This is a genomic window from Pseudomonas sp. NFACC51, from assembly GCF_900103575.1.
Classification (GTDB): domain Bacteria; phylum Pseudomonadota; class Gammaproteobacteria; order Pseudomonadales; family Pseudomonadaceae; genus Aquipseudomonas; species Aquipseudomonas fluorescens_Q.
The window spans coordinates 116,810-134,720 of the sequence record NZ_FMXH01000009.1 but is presented as its reverse complement, the minus strand read 5'-3'; the positions used below and the strand labels follow the sequence as shown (position 1 = coordinate 134,720).

Annotated in this window: 15 protein-coding genes; 5 read left to right on the top strand and 10 right to left on the bottom strand. The window is 59.8% G+C overall.

Features of this window, described 5'->3' with window-relative positions; all coding sequences use genetic code 11:
• Positions 1-176: 176 nt before the first annotated feature.
• From BLT00_RS19035 to BLT00_RS19015, 5 genes are all read right to left on the bottom strand, one after another.
• Positions 177-965 (bottom strand): SDR family NAD(P)-dependent oxidoreductase, encoded by a 789-nt coding sequence (locus BLT00_RS19035; RefSeq protein WP_092147485.1) that lies wholly within the window; start codon positions 963-965, stop codon positions 177-179.
• 165 nt (positions 966-1,130) lie between these two features.
• Entirely contained in the window at positions 1,131-1,487 is a 357-nt protein-coding gene (locus BLT00_RS19030; RefSeq protein ID WP_092147488.1) for a VOC family protein, read from the bottom strand.
• 51 nt (positions 1,488-1,538) lie between these two features.
• Positions 1,539-2,588, bottom strand: a complete 1,050-nt coding sequence (locus BLT00_RS19025) for an NAD(P)/FAD-dependent oxidoreductase (RefSeq protein ID WP_092147491.1) — start codon at positions 2,586-2,588, stop codon at positions 1,539-1,541.
• A gap of 163 nt (positions 2,589-2,751) precedes the next feature.
• Positions 2,752-3,639, bottom strand: coding sequence for a lysophospholipid acyltransferase (locus BLT00_RS19020; protein WP_072397575.1), 888 nt, complete (start codon positions 3,637-3,639; stop codon positions 2,752-2,754).
• 43 nt (positions 3,640-3,682) lie between these two features.
• Positions 3,683-4,240: a DNA-3-methyladenine glycosylase I gene (locus BLT00_RS19015; RefSeq protein ID WP_063323645.1), complete on the bottom strand. Its 558-nt coding sequence runs from the start codon at positions 4,238-4,240 to the stop codon at positions 3,683-3,685.
• 81 nt (positions 4,241-4,321) lie between these two features.
• On the opposite strand from BLT00_RS19015, the gene glyQ reads away from it, so the two are divergent.
• From glyQ to BLT00_RS18995, 4 genes are all read left to right on the top strand, one after another.
• Positions 4,322-5,275, top strand: a complete 954-nt coding sequence (gene glyQ, locus BLT00_RS19010; protein ID WP_022641565.1) for a glycine--tRNA ligase subunit alpha — start codon at positions 4,322-4,324, stop codon at positions 5,273-5,275.
• Entirely contained in the window at positions 5,272-7,323 is a 2,052-nt protein-coding gene (gene glyS, locus BLT00_RS19005) for a glycine--tRNA ligase subunit beta (protein ID WP_063323646.1), read from the top strand. Before glyQ ends, glyS begins: the two co-directional genes overlap by 4 nt.
• 4 nt (positions 7,324-7,327) lie before the next feature.
• Complete coding sequence (gmhB, locus tag BLT00_RS19000; protein WP_161951759.1) at positions 7,328-7,867, top strand: D-glycero-beta-D-manno-heptose 1,7-bisphosphate 7-phosphatase; 540 nt, start codon at positions 7,328-7,330, stop codon at positions 7,865-7,867.
• A gap of 80 nt (positions 7,868-7,947) precedes the next feature.
• Complete coding sequence (locus BLT00_RS18995) at positions 7,948-8,727, top strand: lysophospholipid acyltransferase family protein (RefSeq protein WP_063323648.1); 780 nt, start codon at positions 7,948-7,950, stop codon at positions 8,725-8,727.
• Positions 8,728-8,904: 177 nt separating this feature from the next.
• Here BLT00_RS18995 and BLT00_RS18990 read toward each other — a convergent pair whose 3' ends face one another.
• On the bottom strand, positions 8,905-10,422 hold the full coding sequence (locus BLT00_RS18990; protein WP_092147494.1) for a sensor histidine kinase: 1,518 nt from the start codon (positions 10,420-10,422) through the stop codon (positions 8,905-8,907).
• A 222-nt stretch (positions 10,423-10,644) separates the two neighbouring features.
• Here BLT00_RS18990 and BLT00_RS18985 point away from each other — a divergent pair, with 222 nt between their 5' ends.
• Positions 10,645-11,379: a response regulator transcription factor gene (locus tag BLT00_RS18985; RefSeq protein WP_072343733.1), complete on the top strand. Its 735-nt coding sequence runs from the start codon at positions 10,645-10,647 to the stop codon at positions 11,377-11,379.
• Between the two features lie 151 nt (positions 11,380-11,530).
• On the opposite strand, the gene gabP is transcribed toward BLT00_RS18985, so the two are convergent.
• From gabP to dnaN, 4 genes are all read right to left on the bottom strand, one after another.
• Positions 11,531-12,925 carry a GABA permease gene (gene gabP / locus BLT00_RS18980; protein WP_092147497.1) on the bottom strand — a complete coding sequence of 465 codons (1,395 nt, stop codon included), beginning with the start codon at positions 12,923-12,925 and terminating at the stop codon, positions 11,531-11,533.
• Positions 12,926-13,226: 301 nt separating this feature from the next.
• Positions 13,227-15,644 (bottom strand): DNA topoisomerase (ATP-hydrolyzing) subunit B, encoded by a 2,418-nt coding sequence (gyrB, locus tag BLT00_RS18975; protein WP_063323652.1) that lies wholly within the window; start codon positions 15,642-15,644, stop codon positions 13,227-13,229.
• A gap of 5 nt (positions 15,645-15,649) precedes the next feature.
• Positions 15,650-16,753 (bottom strand): DNA replication/repair protein RecF, encoded by a 1,104-nt coding sequence (recF, locus tag BLT00_RS18970; protein ID WP_092147500.1) that lies wholly within the window; start codon positions 16,751-16,753, stop codon positions 15,650-15,652.
• A gap of 20 nt (positions 16,754-16,773) precedes the next feature.
• On the bottom strand, positions 16,774-17,877 hold the full coding sequence (dnaN, locus tag BLT00_RS18965) for a DNA polymerase III subunit beta (protein WP_003196145.1): 1,104 nt from the start codon (positions 17,875-17,877) through the stop codon (positions 16,774-16,776).
• Positions 17,878-17,911 lie beyond the last annotated feature (34 nt).

Genomic DNA, 17,911 nt, shown 5'->3' with positions numbered 1-17,911 from the left:
GATCGAAAACCGCGTAGCCGAAGGTGGCTCGGATCGACTGATCGAAAACAGAGTGAGCTGAACAAGCCCTTCACCACGCCAAAGCCGGTCGAATCAACCCATGTTGTCTCCAAAACAAAAAACGCCGCTTATCTCTCATGAGGAAGCGGCGTTTTTTTGCAACGTGTCGCGGGATCCTAAACGATGCTATCCACCACACCCCCATCAACCCGCAACGCCGCGCCAGTGGTGGCCGAGGCCTGTTCCGAGCTGGCATAGATGATCATGTTGGCGACTTCCTCGACGCGCGCCGCGCGCTGGATGATCGAGGTGCTGCGGTGCTCATTGACGAAATCCGCCGCGACCTTTTCCAGGCTGTCCCCGGTGCGCTCGACATCTGCCTGGAGCATCTGGGCAACCCCTTCGGACAGCGTCGGCCCAGGCAGCACCGAGTTCACCGTAACGCCTGTGCCAGCCAGGCGCTTGGCCAGGCCACGAGCGATGGACAGCTGGGCGGTCTTGGTGAAGCCGTAGTGAATCATGTCGGCAGGAATGTTCACGCCCGACTCCGACGAAACAAACACAATCCGCCCCCAACCCCGCTCGACCATGCCCGGCGCGTAGGCCCTGGAAACCCGCACGCCGGACATTACGTTGGTTTCGAAGAAGCGCTGCCATTCGCTGTCCGGCGTTTCGAAAAAGTCTTCCAGTTTGAAAATGCCCAGATTGTTGATGACGATATCGAAGCGTGGGTATTTGGCGATCAGTGCCTCGCAGCCCGGCGCGTTGCTCAGATCGCCAACAAAGCCATCGGCCCTTGAAGCGAGGGCGCCCAAGCGCTGCAACGCGTCCTCCACGCTGCTCCCGCTGCGACCGTTGATAACCACGTGGGCGCCGGCTTCGAGGAAGCCTTTGGCTGTGGCAAAACCGATACCGCTGGTGGAGCCGGTGACGAGGACGTGACGGCCGGTGAAGTCGATGTTCATGAGGGGGACTCCTTGATTAATGAGCCAGAGGAAGTGCGATATTTCTGACTGGACGGTAATCCGACGGATCGAGGGATGGCTTTGCCATCCCAACGTCGCCGATATCGCAGGCCCTTAATCATGGACACGATTGAGGCTTTGCGCCTCCTCGTGATCAATCAACCATCAGGAAGCCGACCACACCGCCAGCTCATAGCCATCCGGGTCGATGAAGTGGAAACGCCTTCCACCCGGGAACGCGAACACTTCACGGCTGATGAGCGCCCCCGCGGCCTTGAGCCGGAGTTGGGTAGCCTCAAGGTCATCCGCGTACAAGATGATCAACGGACCACCCGGGCGCACCGGTTCACCGGTCGTGAAACCACCGGTCAGGCGACCGTCGCTGAATTCGGTATAGGTCGGGCCGTAGTCGACGAAACTCCAGCCGAACACGCTTGCATAGAAGGCTTTGCTGCGGGCGATGTCGCTGACATTGAACTCGATGTTATCGATCTGACTGTCTTTATTACCTTGAATGCCCATTGTCGCTTCCTTGGCTGATTTGGGAGTAAGCGAGCTTAGGCCATTTCCCCCTCACCGAGCTTGGAAAAATCGATCCGGACGACAGGGGTTGAGGGCCGAGCAAGCCTTGTCGCCGACGATATCTTCACTGGCAAGACGACCCACGATCGCGGCCAGGGTTACGCCGGGGTGCATGACGCACACGTATACGCCGCCAACCTGCGGAAGATAACCAATGATGGGGATGTCATCAGCAGGCATGGGTCTGTATCCGACGCGAGCCGATTGTAGGTCCAGGGAGACGACGCCGTGGAGTTCGCTTTTGATGGCGTTGGCGGTGCGCAGCGCGATCTCCGATGGTTGGTTTTCCAAGGCGTCGTCCAGATAGTCTTCGGCCGCCAGCAACGCACCCTCCGGGGTTTGCCTCACTTCCATTTCAGGGCTGGAAATGAGGCTGCGTACCAGGTTGGGTGGCGAGGTGTAGCGGATGAAAATTGCCGGGGAGGCGTCTATGGGCAGGCAGACTTCAAGCAGGTCGGCCAGCTTCGTGATGCCTGTGCCGGCTGCCAATACGACGATATCGGCTTCAATGACGCCCGTGGCGGTTTCAACGCCCCACACGGTGGAACCCTGGGTTTTAAAGCCGAGAACCGACGTTTGAGTGAGCACTTTCGCGCCATTCGCTTGAGCACCGGCGATCAGCGCATGGGTTGCTGCTACGGCGTCCAGCGCTCCTTCTTCCGCCGCATACGAAGCTTGCTGAGGAGGGTTCTTGAGGTTCGGCTCAAGTTCACGGATCTGTGATTGGGATATCCGGCTAGCCGACGCTGTTGAACTCGAGCCGTAAGAGAGGGCGCCAGTCCAGCGGATCTTCAGGCCAGGCAGTTGCGTTTCGAGTCGGCGGTATTCCTGGATGGCAGCACCGCGCAATGGCGCAATGGGGTCGGGTTCGCCATGGGAGGTGTTGATCCAGGCGAATGAGCTGCCGGTCACGCCTGACGCGATACCTTCGGCCTCGACCACAGTGACTTTCGCGCCTTTGGTCGCCAGGTGGTAGGCCAGGGATGCGCCTACGATGCCCGCACCGATGACGATGACGCGTTTGCCTGGAGCGTTATCCATTTCGCCTCCGTTGGATTGTGCGCCTGGTCGGTTGGGGCTGCTTCGCAGCCCAGCGGGAGCAAGCTCCCTCGCCACGGGGGAAGGATGGAGTCAGTTGTTTATGCGGCGGCTGTTAGGCCGCTATCGCGAGCAAGTTCGTTCCCACAAGGATCGGTGGTGTGCTTCAGTACCACCGCGCCTCGCCAGGCGGGCGTTTCTTGAAGCGTTTCATGCTCCACATGTACTGGCTGGGGTAGGCCCGCACGTAGCGCTCCACCACTTGGCTCATGGCGGCGCAGGCGGTTTCGGTGTCGGTGCTGTACATGGCCTCGGGCGCGGCTTCGAGGATGACTTTGTAGCCGGAGCCGTCCGGCAGGCGCAGGGCGTGGAGGAAGACGCCGACCGCTTTGCCGCCGGCGAGCATGTTCGGCACGAACTTGCTGGTCAAGGCCTGGGTGGCGAAGAAAGGCACGAAGATACCGGCGGATTCGGCCGGTTCCGGGTCGGCGGGGATGCCTACCTGGCCGCCTTTGCGCACTTCCTTGATGACACTGAGGATGCCTTCCTTGGTCGATGCGGCGACCTTGTTGCCCAACTGAACGCGTTGCTTTTGCAGCAATTCATCCACCGCCTTGAGCTTGGGCGGGCGGTAGAAAATGATCGGTTTGCACTGGCTGCAATAAAAGTGGTTGAGCACTTCCCAATTGCCCAGGTGGCTGGTGATACCCACCACACCTTTGCCGGAGGCCAGGGCTTCTTTCAGCACCTCCAGGCCTTCGACTTCACGCACCAGTTCGATGGAACGCTGGGCCGGCCAGATCCAGGCGCAGGCGCTTTCGGTCAGGGATTTGCCAATGTCCTTGAGGCTCTGGCCCACTAGGCGTTCGCGCTCGGCCGGGTCCATCTCGGGAAAACATTTGGCGAGGTTGATCCGCACCACGTCGCGGGAACGGTTGGGAAATTTCCACATGAGCCAGCCAATCGCCGAGCCCACTGCCTGCACCGCTCGCCAGGGCAGCAGCGCAAACAACCGCAGAGCGCCGACCAGCAAGGCGCCTTTCAACTTATCCACAGGTCACTCCTGAATGTATGGGCCGTGTTGCGAGCCGGCTATTCTAACCGCCGTTTGCCAGCTCGGCGTAGCGGTCGCAGTCCTGAGTGTGGTCCATGACCATGCCCGAGGCCTGCATCAAGGCGTAGCAAATGGTCGGCCCGACGAAGGTGAACCCGGCCTTTTTCAGACCTTTGCTCATTGCCAGAGCCTCGGGCGTGATGGCCGGCACTTCGCTGCGGTCCTTGAAATGGTTGATGATGGGTTTATCGCCGACGAACGACCAGAGGAACGCCACCGGATCCTCCAGGGCCAGCCAGGCCTGGGCGTTGCGGCGGGCGGCCTTGAGTTTGAGGCGGTTGCGGATGATGCCGGGGTCGAGCATCAGCTCATCGATTTCCGCGTCGCTCATCTGCGCCACGCGCTGCACATCGAAGCCGTACAACACTTCCCGGTAGCGCTCGCGTTTACGCAAAACGGTGATCCAGGACAGACCGGCCTGGAACCCTTCGAGCAAAAGCAACTCGAACAAACCCTGCGCATCGCGCAGCGGCGTGCCCCACTCCTGATCGTGATAAGCCATGTACAAAGGATCGTCAGAACACCAAAAGCAGCGTGGCATAAGGCTCCAGGGGGCGTGCGCACGAACGAATCGGGTATACTCCCGCTCTTTAAATCGCAGCCCAAGAAACAGGTGAATTTCGTGAGCCAGCCTACGCCAGCCGTGCGTACCTTCCAAGACTTGATCCTCGCCCTCCAGCAATACTGGGCCGAGCAAGGTTGCGTGGTACTTCAGCCCTACGATATGGAAGTAGGCGCCGGCACTTTCCACACTGCCACGTTTCTGCGTGCCATCGGCCCGGAAACCTGGAACGCCGCTTATGTGCAGCCCAGCCGCCGCCCGACTGACGGCCGCTACGGCGAAAACCCGAACCGCCTGCAGCACTACTACCAGTTCCAGGTCGTGCTGAAGCCGAACCCGGAAAACTTCCAGGAGCTGTACCTGGGCTCCCTCAAGCACGTGGGCCTCGACCCACTGGTGCACGACATCCGTTTCGTCGAAGACAACTGGGAGTCGCCAACCCTGGGCGCCTGGGGCCTGGGCTGGGAAGTCTGGCTCAACGGCATGGAAGTGACCCAGTTCACCTACTTCCAGCAGGCGGGCGGCATCGAGTGCTACCCGGTCACCGGCGAAATCACCTACGGCCTCGAACGCCTGGCCATGTACCTGCAGGGTGTGGATTCGGTCTACGACCTGGTGTGGGCCGACGGTCCGTTCGGCAAGGTGACCTACGGCGACGTGTTCCACCAGAACGAAGTGGAACAGTCGACCTACAACTTCGAACACGCCAACGTCGACAAGCTGTTCGAGCTGTTCGATTTCTATGAAAGCGAAGCCAAGCGCCTGATCGAGCTGGACCAGCCGCTGCCGTTGCCAAGCTATGAAATGGTGTTGAAGGCGTCCCATACCTTCAACCTGCTGGATGCGCGCCGGGCGATTTCCGTGACCGCGCGCCAGCAATACATCCTGCGTGTGCGCACCCTGGCGCGTTCCGTTGCGCAAGCCTACCTGCTGGCCCGTGCCAAGCTGGGCTTCCCGATGGCGACCCCGGACCTGCGTGATGAAGTGTTGGCTAAGCTGGAGGCTGCACAATGAGTGCTCAAGATTTTCTGGTTGAACTGGGCACCGAAGAACTGCCACCCAAAGCCCTGAACACCCTGGCCGATGCGTTCCTGGCCGGTATCGACAAAGGCCTGCAAGCTGCCGGCCTGAGCTACGAAGCCAAACAGGTGTACGCCGCGCCGCGCCGCCTGGCCGTGCTGATCACCGCCCTGGCGACCCAGCAGCCAGACCGCAGCATCAACCTCGACGGCCCGCCACGCCAGGCCGCGTTCGATGCCGACGGCAACCCGACCCAGGCCGCCCTGGGCTTCGCCAAGAAGTGCGGCGTGGACCTGAGCGAAATCGACCAGAGCGGCCCGAAGCTGCGCTATAGCCAGAGCATCAAGGGCAAGCCGACCGCCAGCCTGTTGCCGACCATCGTCGAAGACTCCCTCAATGACTTGCCGATCCCCAAGCGCATGCGCTGGGCCGCGCGCAAGGAAGAATTCGTACGTCCAACCCAGTGGCTGGTGATGTTGCTCGGTGACCAGGTCATCGATTGCACGATCCTGGCCCAGAAGGCCGGTCGCGATTCCCGCGGTCACCGCTTCCATCATCCACAGAGCGTGCGCATCACCTCGCCGGCCAACTACCTGGCCGACCTGCGTGCCGCCTACGTGCTGGCCGACGCCAACGAGCGCCGCGCACTGATCAGCAAGCGCACCGAAGAGCTGGCCACCCTGCAGGAAGGCACCGCCATCGTGCCGGCCAACCTGCTGGACGAAGTGACAGCGTTGGTGGAATGGCCAGTGCCGCTGGTGTGCTCGTTCGAGGAACGTTTCCTTGAAGTGCCGCAGGAAGCGCTGATCACCACCATGCAGGACAACCAGAAGTACTTCTGCCTGCTGGACGCCGAAGGCAAGTTGCTGCCGCGCTTCATCACGGTCGCCAACATCGAAAGCAAGGACCCGCAGCAGATCATCGCCGGTAACGAAAAAGTCGTCCGCCCGCGCCTGACCGATGCCGAGTTCTTCTTCAAGCAAGACAAGAAGCAGCCGCTGGAAAGCTTCAACGAGCGTCTGCGCAACGTGGTGTTCCAGGAAAAACTCGGCAGCGTCTATGACAAGGCCGAACGCGTATCGAAACTGGCCGCGTTCATCGCCCCACGCATCGGCGGCGACGCCCAGCGCGCAGCCCGTGCCGGCATCCTGTCCAAGTGCGACCTGTCCACCGAGATGGTCGGTGAGTTCCCAGAGATGCAAGGCGTCGCCGGTTACTACTACGCCCTCAACGATGGCGAGCCGCAGGACGTGGCCCTGGCACTGAACGAGCAGTACATGCCCCGCGGTGCCGGCGCCGAGCTGCCGACCACCCTGACCGGTGCGGCCGTGGCGATCGCTGACAAGCTCGACACCCTGGTCGGCATCTTCGGTATCGGCATGCTGCCCACCGGCAGCAAAGACCCTTATGCCTTGCGTCGTGCGGCGCTGGGTGTGTTGCGGATCCTGATCGACAAGCAGCTGGACCTGGACCTGAACGACGCCGTGGCATTCGCCGTCAATGCGTTCGGCAGCAAGGTCAAGTCTGCCGGCCTGGCCGATGCGGTGCTGGAGTTCATCTTCGACCGCCTGCGTGCGCGTTATGAAGACGAAGGCGTCGATGTTGCTACCTATCTGTCGGTGCGTGCCCTGAAACCAGGTTCGGCCCTGGACTTCGACCAGCGTGTACAAGCGGTGCAGGCGTTCCGCAAATTGCCGGAAGCGGCAGCGCTGGCATCGGTGAACAAGCGTGTGTCGAACCTGCTGAGCAAGGCCGAGCCTTCCGTCAAAGCCGTTGAAGCACGTTACTTTGATAATGCCGCCGAGTTTTCGCTCAACTCGGCGATTCAACAGGCGTATGCGTCGGTACAACCGCTCATGGAAAAACGCGATTATGCCGAGGCACTGGCGCGCCTGGCGGCACTGCGCGAGCCGGTCGATGCGTTCTTTGAAGCCGTGATGGTGAATGCGGACAACGAAGACGTTCGCAAGAATCGTTATGCATTGCTGGCACGCCTGCGCAGCCTGTTCCTCAATATTGCCGATATTTCCGTGCTGGGTTGAGGAGCTGCTGTTGAAACTGCTGATTCTCGATCGGGACGGGGTGATCAATCACGACTCCGACGCTTACATCAAATCGGTGGAGGAGTGGTTGCCGCTACCCGGTTCGATCGAAGCCATCGCGCAGTTGAGCAAGGCCGGCTGGACGGTGGCGGTTGCCACCAACCAGTCGGGCATTGCCCGCGGTTATTATGACCTCGCCGTGCTCGAAGCCATGCACGAGCACCTGCGTGCATTGGTGGCGGAGCAGGGCGGGGAAGTCGGGCTGATCGTTTATTGCCCGCATGGGCCGGACGAAGGTTGCGATTGCCGCAAACCCAAGCCGGGCATGTTGAAAACCATTGCCACGCATTACGGCGTGACACTGGCGGGTGTGTGGTTCGTCGGCGACAGCCTCGGTGACCTGGAGGCGGCCAAGGCCGTCGATTGTCAGCCAGTTTTGGTAAAGACCGGGAAAGGCGAGAAGACTCTGGGCAAGACCCTACCGGTGGGCACCTTGATTTTTGACGACTTGGCGGCGATTGCCGCTGAACTTATCCACAATTAGAGCTCCCAAGACAACCTGATCAAGGATTGTTCGGGAAGCGCTTGAACAGGCGGGCATTGCCCGCAACGGTAAATGCCGCTATGTCTATATTGCAGGCCATCAGAGCCTTTCTCTTTTACCTGCTGTTGGGCACCAGTTCCTTGCTGTGGTGCTCCTTGAGTTTTTTTATCGCGCCTTTCTTGCCGTTCAAGGCGCGCTACCGTTTCATCAATGTGTACTGGTGCCGCTGCGCACTGTGGTTGAGCAAAGTGTTCCTGGGCATCCGCTATGAGGTCAAAGGGGCCGAGAACGTGCCTGACCGGCCCTGCGTGATCCAGTCCAACCACCAGAGCACCTGGGAAACGTTCTTTCTCTCGGCCTATTTCGAACCGTTGAGCCAAGTACTCAAGCGTGAACTGTTGTTCGTGCCGTTCTTCGGCTGGGCCATGGCGATGCTGCGCCCGATCGCTATCGATCGCGACAACCCCAAGGCAGCCCTCAAGCAGGTCGCGAAGAAGGGCGACGAACTGCTCAAGGATAACGTTTGGGTGCTGATCTTCCCCGAGGGCACCCGTGTTCCTTATGGAACCGTCGGCAAATTCTCCCGTAGCGGTTCGGCATTGGCCGTGAACGCCGATCTACCCGTGCTGCCGATTGCACACAATGCCGGCAAATTCTGGCCCAAGGCTGGCTGGATCAGAACACCAGGCGTCATCACTGTGGTGATCGGCGCGCCGATGTATGCCGAAGGCACTGGGCCCCGCGCCATCGCCGACCTCAATGACCGTGTCCAAGCCTGGAATGAACAGACACAACGGGAAATGGGCTCGCTGCCCCCGACCCCGACAACACCGGCCACCACCGACCAGCTCGCTGTTTGAGATCTGTGGATAACCTGTGTACCGTTTTTTCTAAATCCGGTGCTTTTATGCTGTAGGTCTATGTTTTTAATACATATTTCCTAAACACATAAAACCCACCTTCAGGTGCATAAGTTTTTTATAGCACCCAAAGATCGCAGCCTTCGGCAGCTCATACAGACGAAGGCTGCGATCTTTTCAATCTTCCAATAACGGGAAACGCAGGCTAAACGTCGTGCCTTTACCCACCACGCTATGGCACTCGATTTTCCCCTCGTGATGGTCAACCACAGCCTTGACCATCGACAGCCCCAAGCCAATTCCATCGACCCCGTGAGCCGAGGAAAACCGTCGGTACTGACTAAACAGGTCTGGTAGTTCTTCGGCGCTGATGCCTTTGCCCTGGTCGGCGACATTGCAGATCAACCAGCCCGGGGTGCAATGAACCTGCAGCGAAATGCAGGCGTCGGGCACACTGTACTTGATGGCATTTTCCAGCAGATTGAACAGGGCACGAGTCAGCAACGGCTGATCCGCCCTCACCATTGCCTCTTCATCCTCTATTTCATGAATCAACTGGATGCGTTTTGCCTGGGCGATGGGCAGCGCCTGGTCGAGCACATCCAGAACCAGCATGGCGAACAGCGTCGGCTGGAATTGATACGCCTCGGATTCGGCCTTGGCCAATTGCACGAAGCCCTCGGTCAGGTCCAGGGCGCGACGTACCTGGCGCTCGATCTGGTCGAACAGCGGATTATCCCCACCGACCTGATGCCGCTGCACATCGAGCAATGCAAGGATCGCCGAGTGCGGGGCACGCAAATCATGGGAAAGGAAACGCAGCATGACGCTGCGCTGTTCTTCAGCCTCACGTTCGGCACTCAGGTCCGTGAGGCTCAACAACCAGCCAATCGGCGCATCGCCATCAACCGGCAACAACGCCGCCCGTTCCAGGCGCAAGCTGCGCTCGCGAATGTCGCGAAACTCCACCAAGGGCAATGTGGATAACCGGTGATGCGTCCCCTGCTCCAACCCTGGGTAACCCAATTGCCCGAGATGCTCCAGCACGTCGCCACCCGCCAGGCCATGGCCGAACAACTCGCGCGCCTTGCGATTGCCGAGCAACAGCTTGCCTTGAGGGTCACAGATCATGGTCGCCACCGGCAAATATTCCAGGCCGTCGGCAATGAAGCGTCGGGTGTCGCGGGTTCGACTCATGGCCTGCTCCAGGGCCATGATCTGCCCCTGCAAGCGGTCGCTGCCGGTGTAGGAGGCGCGGCGACGTTCCGGGAAGACCTTGGGTTCCGCGTCCAGGCGTGCCAGCTCCCAGCCGAAATAGGCCAGTACCACGCTCAGGCGGCGCCAATTCCAGATCAGGTAGCCGAACAGGATGCCCAGCACACTTGCCATGGGCGACCACCACCAGCCTCGCGCGCCCAGCACGGCACTGATCAACAGAGCCAGGCTCATGCCACCCACTGTTGTCCACAAGGCCAGGTGCGGGCGCAGCAGTAACAAGCCCAATACACAGGCCACCAAACACACCGACAACAACACAGCGCCTGGATGGTTACCCGTCGCTTGGCTGCTCAATGACAGCAAGGCCGTCAGCGGCAACAGCAACAAACTTATCCACAACCACTCCCGCACCAACTGACGAAACAACCGCTGGACCTGGGTTGGCTCACGACTTTCACGGCGACGCTGGTTACTCATAGGCCTCCTGGCCAACCTCAAGAATGGGGATTTCTTTACGGGCCTGCAAAGCCCATGACTATAACGGGACTCGATAGGTGGCGCGCTGCTGCCTTTCCCTCTGTGCCGCGAGCCGGTATTGTCGCAGCCAGCGACAGGTCAATGACAACGAATCCGCCACCGGCTGCGTTTCATTGCCACCTGAAGATGTCCGTTACTCTCGAGATCAAGGAATCGCATTCCATGCGTGTCGCCATACTGGACGATGAACCGGCCGAGCTGCGCCGGGTAGAACAGACCCTGCAACAAATCCCCGGCAGGGGCGAGCAAGCCTGGACCCTGCACAGCTTTGAACGAGGCGAGGACTTGTTGCGGCAACTGCGCCGGGAAACCTTCGACCTGTTGATCCTCGACTGGCAACTGCCTGACATCAGCGGGCTTTCATTGCTGCGCTGGACCCGCGAGCACATGGATTCACCACCGGCCGCCATCATGCTGACCAGTCGCGACGGCGAGCACGACATCGTCCAGGCCCTCAACGCCGGTGCTGACGACTATGTGAGCAAACCCTTCCGGCCCAACGAGCTCAAGGCCCGGGTCACCGCTGTGCTGCGCCGCCACAACCTGCAACGCGCGCCAGCCAACGACGTGCTGGTGTTCAATGACCTGGCGTTCGACGACGCCGAGCTGACCATCACCCGCGCCGGCATTCCCATCAGCCTGACCGAGCGGGAATACCGCCTGGCCCGATGCCTGTTCGCCAACCTGGGCCGGCCGCTGTCTCGGGAGTATTTCTACGAACGCTTCTGGACCCACGAGGAAATGACCTCGTCCCGCCCGCTCGACACCCATATCTATCGCCTGCGCAACAAGCTCGGCCTGACGGCAGACCGGGGTTGGCAATTGCTGACGATTTATGGGTACGGGTATCGATTGGAGAGTGTGGCGGCGGGGAGCGAAGCGTCTGTCGCGAGTTAGGTATTGGATACATCTGTGGTGAGGGGATTTATCCCCGCTGGGCTGCACAGCAGCCCCCAACCAGGCAACTCGGTGTGCCTGGAAGATTGAATTCACTGCTTTAGGGCTGCTGAGCAGCCCAACGGGGATAAATCCCCTCGCCACAACAGGATCAACCGATCGTCGGTACCCAGCGTCCTGTTTTTGCGATCCGACGGCGCTGTACCAGCACGCCGGATATCACCACCAAGACACTCAGCAGACCGGTCGCGAGGATTTCCACGCGATGGGCTTCCTGGAACAGCATGATGGTCAAGGCCCCGACGATGAAGACAATCACCGCGTAGGTCAGGCCAGGGAACAGCCACATGCTGAAAGCGACTTTTTCACCACGCGCCATGCGTTGTTTGCGCATGCGCAGCTGCGAAACCGCGATGACCAGATACACCAGCAATGCAATGGCGCCGGAGCTGGCCAGCAGGAAATCAAACACAGCAGCCGGTGCCACATAGTTGGCGAATACCGCCAGGAAGGCCGCCCCGGTCGACAGCATCACCGCCCAGTAAGGTGTACCGCTCTTGTTTGTGCGCTGGGAAACGGCCGGCGCATCACCACGCTTGCCCAACGAGAACATCATCCGCGAAGCCGTATACAGCGCCGAGTTCAGGCAGCTCGTGACTGCCACCAGGACGACGATATCGACGATCAGTTTGGCATTGGGGATGCCCATGCGTTCCAGCACCGTCTGGTAGGAACCGACACTGGCCAGGAGCGGATCGTTCCACGGCACCAAGGCAACGACGATGAAGATGGAGACGAGATAGAACAAGCCAATCCGCCAGATGACCGAGTTGGTCGCCTTGGAAATCTGCTGGCCAGGGTTCTTCGATTCGGCCGCCGCGATGGTCACGATCTCGGTGCCCATGAACGAAAACATGGTGGTCAGGATGGCCCCCAACACCGCGCCCATGCCGTTGGGCAGGAAGCCCTGGGTGTCGAACAGGTGCGAAACACCGCTGACCTGGCTGGTGGGCAGCACGCCGAAGATCGCCATCACACCCAAGCCAATGAAGCCGATGATCGCCACCACCTTGACCAAGGCGAACCAGAATTCGAACTCCCCGTAATTTTTCACGCTGAACAGGTTGGTGACCGTCAGCAGCAGGGTGATGACCAAGGTGAAGGCCCAGATCGCCACGTTCGGAAACCAGGCATGCAGGATCGTTGCGGCGGCGTTGGCTTCCAGCGGAATCACCAGGACCCAGAACCACCAGTAGAGCCAGCCGATGGTGAAACCGGCCCAATGACCAATCGCACGGTCAGCATAGGTGGAGAAGGAACCGGTGTCCGGCGATGCCACTGCCATTTCACCCAGCATCCGCATCACTAGCACCACAAGGGCACCCGCTGCAGCGTAAGCCAGCAGCACGGCTGGACCGGCCGCTGCGATAGCGTGGCCGGAGCCCACGAAAAGGCCAGCGCCGATGACGCCGGCGATAGATAGCATCGTCACATGCCGGGGTTTGAGCCCTTGCTCCAGATGATTGGAAGTTTGCGTACCGCTCATTGAGACTACCCTTGGTGTTGGATTTATTCGTGTCACCTCGTACCCACCGCTTCCCTGTCAATTTAAAGAAACGATGTGTAATTTATTTAACACGCAAGTTCTGCGCCAAAAAACCTGAGGCCCCGTTATCCGGGGCTCTCACTCAATTCCTAACCTATTGAGCGTTAAGGCTTTGTGCCAAGGTGTTACCGAGTTACCCGGTTTTTTATCCACAGGCCTGAAAACGGTGCAGGTTTTTCAAATGTAAAAAAAAGCCAACGCATAAGCGTTGGCTTTTTTTGGAGCGGTGCAACTGAAGGGATCAGAAATCCAGGTTGGACACCGCCAGCGCATTGCTCTCGATGAAGTCACGACGAGGCTCGACTGCATCACCCATCAGGGTGTTGAAGATCTGGTCCGCGCCAATGGCGTCTTCGATGGTGACTTTCAGCATCCGGCGCGAGCCTGGGTCCATGGTGGTTTCCCACAGCTGATCCGGGTTCATCTCACCCAGACCTTTGTATCGCTGGATGGTGTGGCGCTTGGTGCTTTCGGCCATCAGCCATTCAAGGGCTTCCTTGAACTCGGTCACGGACTTCTTGCGCTCACCGCGTTGGATGTACGCACCTTCGTCCAGCAATGTGCTGAGTTGCGCACCCAGGGATACGACGGTCTTGTAGTCGTTGCTGCCGAAGAAGTCGCGGTTGAAGGTGACGTAGTTCGACAGGCCGTGGGAGATCAGCTCGACCTCCGGCAGCCAGACGTTACGTTCACGGTCTTCACGCAGGCTGGCTTTGTAGACCAGGCCGGATTTCTCGACGGTGCGCAGGCGTACTTCGTACTGGGCCAGCCAATCTTGCATCGCTGCGTGATCGGACAGTTGCTCCAGGCTCACGGCGGGCAGGTAGATGAAGTGCTCAGTCAGTTCCTGTGGGTACAGGCGCGACAGACGCTTGAGGGTCTTCATCACCAGGCGGAAGTCGTTCACCAGGCGCTCGAGGGCTTCACCGGAAATGCCTGGGGCATCTTCATTAAGGTGCAGGCTCGCGTCTTCCAGGGCCGACTGCGTCATGTACTCTTCCATGGCGTCGTCGTCTTTGATGTATTGCTCTTGCTTGCCTTTCTTGACCTTGTACAGCGGCGGTTGGGCGATGTAGATGTAGCCGCGCTCGATCAGCTCCGGCAACTGACGGAAGAAGAACGTCAGCAGCAGGGTACGGATGTGCGAACCGTCGACGTCAGCATCGGTCATGATGATGATGTTGTGATAGCGCAACTTGTCGATGTTGTACTCTTCGCGGCCAATGCCGCAGCCCAACGCCGTGATCAAGGTGCCGACTTCCTGGGAGGAAATCATCTTGTCGAAACGCGCCTTCTCGACGTTCAGGATCTTGCCCTTGAGCGGCAGGATGGCCTGGGTGCGGCGGTTGCGACCCTGCTTGGCGGAACCGCCAGCGGAGTCACCTTCCACCAGGTACAGCTCGGACAGGGCAGGGTCCTTTTCCTGGCAGTCAGCCAGTTTGCCCGGCAGGCCGGCGATGTCCAGCGCGCCTTTGCGGCGGGTCATCTCACGGGCCTTGCGCGCCGCTTCACGGGCACGGGCGGCGTCGATCATCTTGCCGACCACCAGCTTGGCTTCGTTCGGGTTTTCCAGCAGGAAGTCGGAGAAGTACTTGCCCATCTCCTGTTCAACGGCGGTCTTCACTTCGGAAGACACCAACTTGTCCTTGGTCTGGGAGCTGAACTTCGGATCCGGCACCTTCACCGAGATGATCGCGGTAAGGCCTTCACGGGCATCGTCACCGGTGGTGGCGACTTTATGCTTCTTCGCCAGGCCTTCTTGTTCGATGTAGTTGTTCAGGTTGCGAGTCAGTGCCGAACGGAAGCCCACCAGGTGAGTACCGCCATCGCGCTGCGGGATGTTGTTGGTGAAGCACAACAGGTTCTCGTTGAAGCTGTCGTTCCACTGAAGGGCGATTTCCACGCCGATGCCGTCTTCACGCTGGACGTTGAAGTGGAACACCTGGTTGACCGGGGTCTTGTTGGTGTTCAGGTACTCAACGAACGCCCGCAAGCCACCTTCATACTTGAATAGCTCTTCCTTGCCACTGCGCTCGTCCTTGAGGACGATGCCGACACCGGAGTTGAGGAAGGACAGTTCACGAATCCGCTTGGCCAGGATGTCCCAGCTGAAGTGGATGTTCTTGAAGGTTTCGCTCGAAGCCTTGAAGTGGATCTGGGTGCCTGTGGTTTCGCTGTCGCCAACGATCGCCATGGGTGCCTGGGGCACGCCGTGGATATAGGTCTGCTCCCAGATCTTGCCGCTGCGGCGAACGGTCAGGACCAGTTCTTCCGACAGCGCGTTCACCACCGAAACACCTACGCCGTGCAGACCGCCGGAGACCTTGTAGGAGTTGTCGTCGAACTTACCGCCAGCGTGGAGGACGGTCATGATGACCTCGGCGGCGGAAACGCCTTCCTCTTTATGCACATCTACCGGGATGCCACGGCCGTTATCGCGAACGGTGATGGACTCATCCGGGTGGATGATGATGCTGATGTCGTCGCAATGGCCGGCGAGGGCTTCGTCGATGGAGTTGTCGACCACCTCGAACACCATGTGGTGCAGACCGCTGCCATCGTCGGTGTCACCAATGTACATACCGGGACGTTTGCGTACGGCATCCAGGCCTTTCAGCACTTTAATGCTCGTTGAGTCGTACGTATTTTCTTCGCTCAATGCCTTCACTCCCGATGGTCGTGGGTCTGGGTGATACGGCCCTGTTCCACGTGGAACAGGGCGACTGGCGTTTCCGTCTGCCAGCCTTCCCTCAATAATTCGTGGTCTACACAGGTGATGAACACCTGGCAGCGTAAGTCTTCCAACAAGCGGCAAAGCGCGCGACGGTGGGCTTCGTCCAACTCGGACGGCAAGTCATCCACCAGATAAATACACTGACCACGCCGGGCCTGGCTGACCAGGTGTCCTTGGGCAATACGCAAGGCACACACCACTAACTTCTGTTGCCCCCGGGACAAGATGTCCGCGGCATTATGCGCGCCCAATCTGAGGCGCAAGTCAGCGCGTTGCGGTCCAGCCTGGGTATGGCCCATCTGCTGGTCCCGCTGCAACGAGCCAGCCAGCACGGTGCTCAATTCCCGGTCCTTGTCCCAGCCTCGGTAATAGCTGAGCGTCAGGCCCTCAAGCTCAACCAGTTCGCTCAAGGTCTGCTCGAAGACCGGTTTCAAGGCTTGGATGTAAGCGCGGCGGTATTCATCGATTTCAGCGCTGGCCTGGCACAGTTCCCTGTCCCAAACCGCTTGCGAAACGGCGTCAAGTGTACCATGTCGCAGCCAAGAGTTTCGCTGGCGCAACGCCTTCTGCAGGCGTTGCCAAGTCGCCATGAACCGCGGTTCCACGTGGAACACGCCCCAGTCGAGAAATTGCCGACGAATCTTCGGTGCGCCCTCCAACAGACGGAAGCTGTCCGGGTTGATCAACTGCAATGGCAGGATCTCGGCCAGCTGAGCGGCGCTGCGAGCGTTCTGCCCATCGATGCGGATCTGGAACTCGCCCTGCCGGTCCCGCGAGATCCCCAGGGCGCTATGACCGCCTTCTGCCAGCTCCACCTGCCCGAACACAGTGCATGCCAGTTGATCGTACTGGATGACCGGTAACAGGCGGGTGCTGCGAAACGAACGGGCAAGCCCCAGCAGGTGCACGGCTTCCAGGACGCTGGTTTTGCCGCTGCCGTTGGCGCCGTAAAGGATATTGATGCGGGGGGAGGGGGAGAAGGTCACCGGGTGCAGATTGCGCACCGCGGTGACCGAGACGCGACTTAAGGACATCTAGCTTCTGCTGGGCATGATTACAGACGCATCGGCATGACAACGTAAGCCGAATCGTCGTTATCAGACTCTTGCACCAGCGCACTGCTGTTGGAGTCGGACAGGATCAGACGCACTTGCTCGGTGGTCATCACGCCCAGCACGTCGAGCAGGTAGCTGACGTTGAAGCCGATTTCCAGGGAGCCGCCGTTGTACTCAACGCCTACTTCTTCTTCCGCTTCTTCCTGCTCCGGGTTGTTCGCCTGGATCTTCAGCTGACCATTGGCCAGTTGCAGACGGATGCCACGGTACTTCTCGTTAGACAGGATCGCGGTACGGCTGAAGGCTTCGCGCAGGGCCTGGCGATCGCCCAACACCAGCTTGTCACCGCCTTTTGGCAGCACGCGCTCGTAGTCTGGGAACTTGCCGTCGACCAGCTTCGAGGTGAAGGTGAACTCACCGGTGGTGGCGCGGATGTGGTGCTGGCCCAACACGATGCTGACGTTGCCGTCCGGCTCGGTCAGCAGGCGAGCCAGTTCCAGGATACCTTTACGCGGCACGATCACCTGGTGGCGATCAGGCTGACCGATATCAGCCTGCATCGAGCACATGGCCAGGCGATGCCCGTCGGTGGCAACGGCGCGGATGACGCCAGCGGAAACCTCCAGGAGCATGCCGTTGAGGTAATAACGCACGTCCTGCTGGGCCATGGCGAAACTGGTGCGTTCGATCAGGCGACGCAATTTGCTCTGGTCCAGGCTGCAGGTCAGCGAACCTGGGCCTTCTTCTACGGTCGGGAAATCGTTGGCCGGCAGGGTCGACAAGGTGAAGCGACTGCGACCGGCCTTGACCACGAGCTTCTGCTCATCGACCTTGATGTCGATCAGCGCGTCGTTGGGCAGGCTCTTGCAGATGTCCATCAGCTTGCGCGCCGGCACGGTGATGGAACCCGGATCAGCCGGTTCTTCAAGTTGCACACGACCGACCAGCTCGACTTCCAGGTCGGTACCGGTCAGCGACAATTGCTGGCCTTCGACAACCAGCAGCACGTTGGAAAGTACCGGCAAGGTCTGGCGGCGTTCGACGACGCCTGCGACCAGTTGCAGGGGTTTCAACAGGGCTTCGCGTTGAATGGTGAAATGCATGGTCTAGTCCCTTGCCTTAATAAGCTGCGCTGGT

What these genes read in the sequence shown, in the direction of transcription:
- BLT00_RS18985 (WP_072343733.1), top strand. Translation starts at nt 10,645, where the DNA reads ATGCGTGTCGCCATACTGGACGATGAACCGGCCGAGCTGCGCCGGGTA.
- BLT00_RS18990 (WP_092147494.1), bottom strand. Translation starts at nt 10,422, where the DNA reads ATGAGTAACCAGCGTCGCCGTGAAAGTCGTGAGCCAACCCAGGTCCAG.
- glyS (WP_063323646.1), top strand. Translation starts at nt 5,272, where the DNA reads ATGAGTGCTCAAGATTTTCTGGTTGAACTGGGCACCGAAGAACTGCCA.
- BLT00_RS18995 (WP_063323648.1), top strand. Translation starts at nt 7,948, where the DNA reads ATGTCTATATTGCAGGCCATCAGAGCCTTTCTCTTTTACCTGCTGTTG.
- recF (WP_092147500.1), bottom strand. Translation starts at nt 16,753, where the DNA reads ATGTCCTTAAGTCGCGTCTCGGTCACCGCGGTGCGCAATCTGCACCCG.
- gabP (WP_092147497.1), bottom strand. Translation starts at nt 12,925, where the DNA reads ATGAGCGGTACGCAAACTTCCAATCATCTGGAGCAAGGGCTCAAACCC.
- BLT00_RS19030 (WP_092147488.1), bottom strand. Translation starts at nt 1,487, where the DNA reads ATGGGCATTCAAGGTAATAAAGACAGTCAGATCGATAACATCGAGTTC.
- BLT00_RS19015 (WP_063323645.1), bottom strand. Translation starts at nt 4,240, where the DNA reads ATGCCACGCTGCTTTTGGTGTTCTGACGATCCTTTGTACATGGCTTAT.
- dnaN (WP_003196145.1), bottom strand. Translation starts at nt 17,877, where the DNA reads ATGCATTTCACCATTCAACGCGAAGCCCTGTTGAAACCCCTGCAACTG.
- BLT00_RS19025 (WP_092147491.1), bottom strand. Translation starts at nt 2,588, where the DNA reads ATGGATAACGCTCCAGGCAAACGCGTCATCGTCATCGGTGCGGGCATC.
- BLT00_RS19035 (WP_092147485.1), bottom strand. Translation starts at nt 965, where the DNA reads ATGAACATCGACTTCACCGGCCGTCACGTCCTCGTCACCGGCTCCACC.